This window comes from Cryobacterium algoritolerans (genome assembly GCF_004402785.1).
Lineage (GTDB): Bacteria > Actinomycetota > Actinomycetes > Actinomycetales > Microbacteriaceae > Cryobacterium > Cryobacterium algoritolerans.
In genome coordinates this window covers 1-5,500 of the sequence record NZ_SOFP01000082.1, presented here as the reverse complement: position 1 = coordinate 5,500, position 5,500 = coordinate 1, and the positions used below count along the sequence as shown (strand labels likewise).

General features: G+C 69.1%; 6 protein-coding genes. 2 read left to right on the top strand and 4 right to left on the bottom strand.

The genetic code is table 11. The features are described from left to right. Window positions 1-182: 182 nt before the first annotated feature. Both E3O19_RS16730 and E3O19_RS16725 read right to left on the bottom strand, forming a co-directional pair. On the bottom strand, window positions 183-515 hold the full coding sequence (locus E3O19_RS16730; RefSeq protein ID WP_134569423.1) for a DUF2249 domain-containing protein: 333 nt from the start codon (window positions 513-515) through the stop codon (window positions 183-185). Window positions 516-602: 87 nt separating this feature from the next. After that, window positions 603-1,103 (bottom strand): molybdenum cofactor biosynthesis protein MoaE, encoded by a 501-nt coding sequence (locus E3O19_RS16725; protein WP_241981456.1) that lies wholly within the window; start codon window positions 1,101-1,103, stop codon window positions 603-605. A 551-nt stretch (window positions 1,104-1,654) separates the two neighbouring features. Between E3O19_RS16725 and E3O19_RS18025 the strand changes: the two genes are divergently transcribed. Together E3O19_RS18025 and E3O19_RS16715 are read left to right on the top strand one after the other, a co-directional pair. Further along, window positions 1,655-2,191, top strand: a complete 537-nt coding sequence (locus E3O19_RS18025) for a hypothetical protein (RefSeq protein ID WP_194087925.1) — start codon at window positions 1,655-1,657, stop codon at window positions 2,189-2,191. A 134-nt stretch (window positions 2,192-2,325) separates the two neighbouring features. Then, window positions 2,326-2,886, top strand: a complete 561-nt coding sequence (locus E3O19_RS16715) for a hypothetical protein (RefSeq protein WP_134569422.1) — start codon at window positions 2,326-2,328, stop codon at window positions 2,884-2,886. A 36-nt stretch (window positions 2,887-2,922) separates the two neighbouring features. On the opposite strand, the gene E3O19_RS16710 is transcribed toward E3O19_RS16715, so the two are convergent. Both E3O19_RS16710 and E3O19_RS16705 read right to left on the bottom strand, forming a co-directional pair. Further along, complete coding sequence (locus tag E3O19_RS16710) at window positions 2,923-3,579, bottom strand: response regulator transcription factor (RefSeq protein ID WP_134569421.1); 657 nt, start codon at window positions 3,577-3,579, stop codon at window positions 2,923-2,925. After that, window positions 3,576-5,090, bottom strand: a complete 1,515-nt coding sequence (locus E3O19_RS16705) for a sensor histidine kinase (protein WP_134569420.1) — start codon at window positions 5,088-5,090, stop codon at window positions 3,576-3,578. The genes E3O19_RS16710 and E3O19_RS16705 overlap by 4 nt, the downstream gene beginning before the upstream one ends. Window positions 5,091-5,500: the final 410 nt, after the last annotated feature.

Sequence of the window (5,500 nt, the reverse complement as noted above, 5' to 3'; positions counted from 1 at the left end):
CGACCGCGCCGGCCCGGCGCACGGGGCCTGCGGGGCGCACGGGGTGCGCAGGGTCTGCTGGGCCTGCGGCGCGTGCGGGGCGCACGGCGTCCGCCGGTGCGGGGGTGGAGCGTGTCACTGTGCTATCCGGTTGCTTCCTGTGGTCGCCTGCCGCTGTCGCCTGCAAGCGCGAAGGTGGGTGGCTAGGAGACGCGGGTGAACCGGACCTGCCAGGCCTCCGGCCCGCGTTCGAGATAGGACACGGCGAAAGCACCCGGGCGGGATTTTTCCAGCTGCGCGATCAGCGGCAGCGGATCGTGCGGGGCGATCAGGTCGAGCGCGAAACCGAGCCGGATCGCCTCAAGGGCACCGAAGATGGCCGCGTGGCGAACCGCGTGCGGAATCGTGCGCCCGTCGAGAACAATCGTCTCGGCGTCATCGTGGTCGCACTGGCAGTTGTGCCCCGGGGCGGCGGCGTCGGTCGCTTCAGGGTGTCCGGGGCGCAGGTCGCTCAGGGTGATGGGCTCGGCGGTCATGATGGTCCTCCTCGTTGGCGTGGCATTGCCACGACTCTATTTTAGAGGATACACGTACGTTTAATAAAAGGATGCGTCGAGAGTGGTTCAGGCCAGCCCGACCCAGGCGTGCGAGCCGTCGACCTCGTACTGCTTCTTCCAGATCGGGACCTCGGCCTTGACGGCCTCGACCAGGCGACCGCAGGCCTCGAAGGCCACGCCGCGGTGGGCGCTCGCCGCGGCGGCAACGAGGGCGAGGTCGCCGACATCGAGGTGGCCGATCCGGTGGCTGACCGCCAGGTTGACCTGTGGGAATTCCGTGCGGAACCGGTCGGCGATCTCGGCCAGGATGCGCCCGGCATCGGGGTGCGCGCTGTAGTCGAGCCCGGTGACCTGGCCGGCCGCGTCGGGGTCATGGTCGCGCACCTGGCCGATAAAGGTGACCACGGCCCCGCACGAACCGGTCGACACGGCGGCCACGTGCGCCGGGATGTCGAGGGGCTCCTCGGTGACCTCGTTGATCCGGCGCGTCTCGGCCCGGCCGGAGTGCCCGTCCGCGTCTGAAAGTTCTGCCACGAGGGCCGGTTCGGTCGTGCGTCCTGAATCCACAGGATCAGAGTACGCCCGGCCAGGGTATGTCAGGGCGTGCAGGGAGTCTCAGCCGCAGCGGCCGGGCAGCTCGGCGTTCCCGTTGCACTGTGGTCGCCGTGGGCCAAGTGGATGCACGGTCGAACCGAGTCGAGGAGCACAGCTCTGGGGGTACCACCTGCGAACACTCGCCAACGTGATCATCGGCAGCATCACGGGGCGCACCGTCGTCCTCCGGGTGTCGGCCCACAGGCCGGTCCCGGCCCCGGGCCCGACCTAACTCCTGCAATTCGACGGCGGGCAGCGCCTGAACCACGTGATTCTGAGCCTCTTCGGCCGATCGCCGTTCGTTCTGCAGGAGTTATGCACGACGGTTAAGCAGAACAACCGTGCGGGACGGAGCGAGAACGCTTCGCTCCTGCCGCGCCGCTACACCCCTTCGGTGACGGCATCGGATAAGAACATTCTCATGCGCGTCGTGCCGGCTTCTCATAGGATCAACCCACACTTCTACTTGGACGCCGACCCCGGCCACGACGAGGCGATGTGCGCGCCGAACCGTGGAGGACAAGATGAGCGAGAACGCACCGGCACCCGGCATCCGTGCCCCTCGGCGCCGCCGCAGGGCGCTGTTCGCGGTCGGCGGCGGGCTGGGAATCCTGGTCGCGGCGGCCGCGGCGGCCGGGATGGTCAGCGCCCTTGCCCTGGCAGACCAACCAGGCCGGGTCCTCGAAGTGCCTGCGGTGACCGTGGACCTGGGCACAGGACCGGCCGTCGAGGCACCGGACGGCGCGCCGTCGCCAGGTGGCGCGACCGCTCCGGCCGATCTGCCGGGCATGCCGGGCGGAGGCTCGGATTCGGACTCGTCGCCCGGCTCGGGCTCCTCGTCCGGAGCGGGCTCGTCGTCCGGAGCGGGCTCGTCGTCCGGAGCGGGCTCGTCGTCCGGAGCGCAGGAGGAGCCTGAGCTCGTTCCGGCCCCTGCCCCGATCGTTGTAGACGCCCAGGGTGGTGACGCCTCGAGGGACGACACGGGTCACGACCGCGGCACAAGCGGCAGCGATGGCACGAGCCGCTCCAGCGGCAGCGGCACGTCCGACGGGAAGGACTAGCTCTCTCGAAAACATAAAAGACCTCTCACCGATCTCTCGTGTGCGCCTTATCCGTGCACCCAAGAGTAGGGGCGTAACAAGATTCCTCCAGCTTCCAGCCGCCGGCTCGCCCGGCACCCACGAAAGGCCCGTTTATGTTGAAGATGACAAAGAAACGCTCTATCACCCTTGCCACCCTCGGTCTCGCCGGGCTGATGTCGATCGGCATCGTTGCCGCCCAGGCTGACCCAGGACACAGCAGCGTCGAGCCCACCCCGATGCCCACGTCGAGCGTGTCGGTCGACGACAACTCGGTCGACGCTCCGGCCAGCCACGATGTCGCCGACGCCACTGACACTGACACTGACGCCAACGAGACCGACGCCAACGAGACCGACGCCAACGAGACCGACGCCACTGAGACTGACGCCACTGATACCGACGTCAACGAGACCGACGCCAACGAGACCGACGCCAACGACCTTGCGGACCCGAGCGACGACGACCCGGCAAAGCATGAGGCCGGCGGGGCTGCCGAGCACGAAGGCTCCGAGCACGCCGCCACCCCGGCCGTCCCTGCCGTCCCTGCGCACCATGAAGATGGCGAAAACCACGCGGCGACGCCGGCCACCCCGGCCGTGCCTGCGACCCACGACGTCAAGGATGACCACGGCGACTCCGGGCACGGCAGCGACGATTCAGGCAGCGACGACTAACGAGTACTCCCCCGCGTCACGGAATGGGCTACCGGCTCAGCGCAGCCGGTAGCCCATTCCTCTGACCGTTTCGATCCGTCCGGCTCCGAACTTCGACCGCAGGTACCCGACGTAGACGTCAACGATGTTCGAGCCGGGGTCGAAATCGTAGCCCCAGACCCGGCTGAGGAGCTGCTCGCGGCTGAGTACCTGGTCAGGATTGCGCAGGAATTCCGCGGCCAGCGCGAACTCCCGGGCCGAGAGGTCGACCTGGCGGTCGTCGACCACGGCTCGCCGCGTGCGTAGGTCGAGCCGGAGGCCTCCGACCGCGAGCTCAGGCTGGGTCACGGGCGCGGCATCCGTGATGCGCAGCCGGATGCGCGCCAGCAGCTCGTCGAACCGGAATGGCTTTGACATGTAGTCATTCGCCCCGCCCTGCAAGCTCGCAAGGGTGTCTTCGGACGAGTCCCTGGCCGTGAGAACGATCACGGGAAGCACGGACTGCTGCGCCCGCAGCCGGCGGAGCACCTCGTAGCCATCGATGCCGGGCAGCCCGATGTCGAGCAGCAGAAGATCGAAGTCGCTGGTCAGCGCGAAGTCGAGGGCGTCGGTGCCGGTCCGCACCGTCACGGTGGTGAAACCGGCCGCGGCCAGCCCCTTCTCCACGAAGGACGCGATGCGTAGTTCGTCTTCGGCGATCAGGATGCGACTCACAGCGATTGCTCCTTTGGTTCGGCCCGGCCTTGTTCGGCCCGGCCTTGTTCGGCCCGGCCTTGTTCGGGCGCCACGACGTCCGGAGGAATGGGCAGGTCGATCGTGAAGGTGGCACCGTGCCCCGGCGCGGACGCGACCGTGGCTGTTCCGCCGTGGGCTTCGGCGATGGCGCACACAATCGCGAGCCCGAGGCCGGAGCCGGCCGGGCCTCGCCCGCTCGCCCCGCGCCGGAAACGCTCGAAGATGTGGTCCTGCGCGTTGGCGCTGATCCCTGGTCCGTCGTCTCTCACCCAGAGCCGCAATCGGGGGTTGCCGACGGCGTCTCGCCCGGTGGCGCTTGCGATGTCGATCGTCCCGTCCACGCCGCCATGGCTGACGGCGTTCGCGGCGAGTTGCAGGAGAGCCTGGGTGAGCTTCCCGGCGTCGACCGGCACCACGATGTTCGCCGTCTCGGTCGTCACCCAGCGGTGGCCGGACAGCGCGGCCGCCTTCGTGCGCACGAGCTCGGTGAGCACCGCGATGTCGACCGGCGCGCGGGCCACTCCGAGGGGGCGCTGAACCTCCGCGAGGGCTGAAATATCGCGCACCAGCCCGTTCATCCGGTCGAGCTCGTCGATGGCGAGGGCGCGGGTCGCAACGACGTCGGCCGGGTCATTCTGGTCCATCAGTTCGAGGTGCCCGCGAACGATTGTGATCGGGGTCTTGAGCTCATGGCCGACGTCGTCGAGCAGCCGACGTTGACCGGTCAGGGCACCGTCGAGACGGTCGAGCATGTCGTTGACGGTGCGGGTGAGCTCTGAAACATCGTCCCGACCGACCACGGGGATGCGCTCGCTCACGTCCGAGGCGGTGATCCGCGCGGCAGCCTCCCGCAATGCCCGGATGGGCCTCAGCAGCCGGCCAGAGACCAGCCAGCCGACCAGACCCAGCACGACGAGGGCGGCAAGGGTAACCCTGAGCGACGTGAGGAGAGCATCCGTCACGGGCCGCAGCGCGGCATCGAGGTCGAACGCGGCGACGAAGACGCCGACAGCGGCGTCACCGGTGACATCAACTGGTGCGGCGACGTAGCGCACCGTGCGCCCGTCCGTACGGACGTTGCCGAGCACGACGTTTCCGGTGGCAGTCTCACCGACGACGCGGGCGACGAACGCCCGGTTCTCCTCCAGACGGAAGTCGACGTCCCCTCCCGGCGCGAGGGCGGCGGCGCCGTCGATGATGGCCAGGGTGGCTTCATTCGTGCCCGGCCGGATTCGTTGAACGACAGCCTCGAGCACGGCGTTCAAGGTAGTGGCCTTCGAATCCTTGGCGATGAAGCGGGCGTCGTCGACCGCTCCGAGCAGGGCGGTGTCGATGCTGTCGAGAGTGCTGTCGCGCTGCACGAAATAGGCGGTCGTGCCGGCGGCGATCATGCCGGCCGCCGCGACCAACAGGATCGCCGCCAGGATGCGCACACGCACCGAGAGCGCCGGAAACCACGAGGTGCGACGCGGGAATCGTTCGGCGGGCATGCCTCATTATGGGCGCAGCCGTTGGGTTCCGGATACCCGGCACCCAACGGCGACCGGGCCGCGACAACCTCGGTTCCGGCGGACTGGGGGTCCGCCCACCCCGTCCCACCCCCGGCGGGTTCCGCCCCAGTGGAGTTGCGGCATAAGTCCGGGCCCACCTGGGTTCGTGCCCGCCCGACCTGCCTGAGTTCACCATCAAAATCTCTGAATCGACGCCAGCGCGAGCCGGGGATGGCAACCTCAGAACGGAGGGTTGTCCTGGGCGTTCGGTGGCCCGGCGTCCGGCGGCCCGGCGTCCGGCGGCCCGGCGTTCGGTGGCCCGGCGTCCGGCGGCCCGGCGTCAGGCACCCTGGCTTGCGGTGGTCCGGTGGGGTGCACGGTGGCGGGTTCGGTGACGAAGTCCCGCCCGG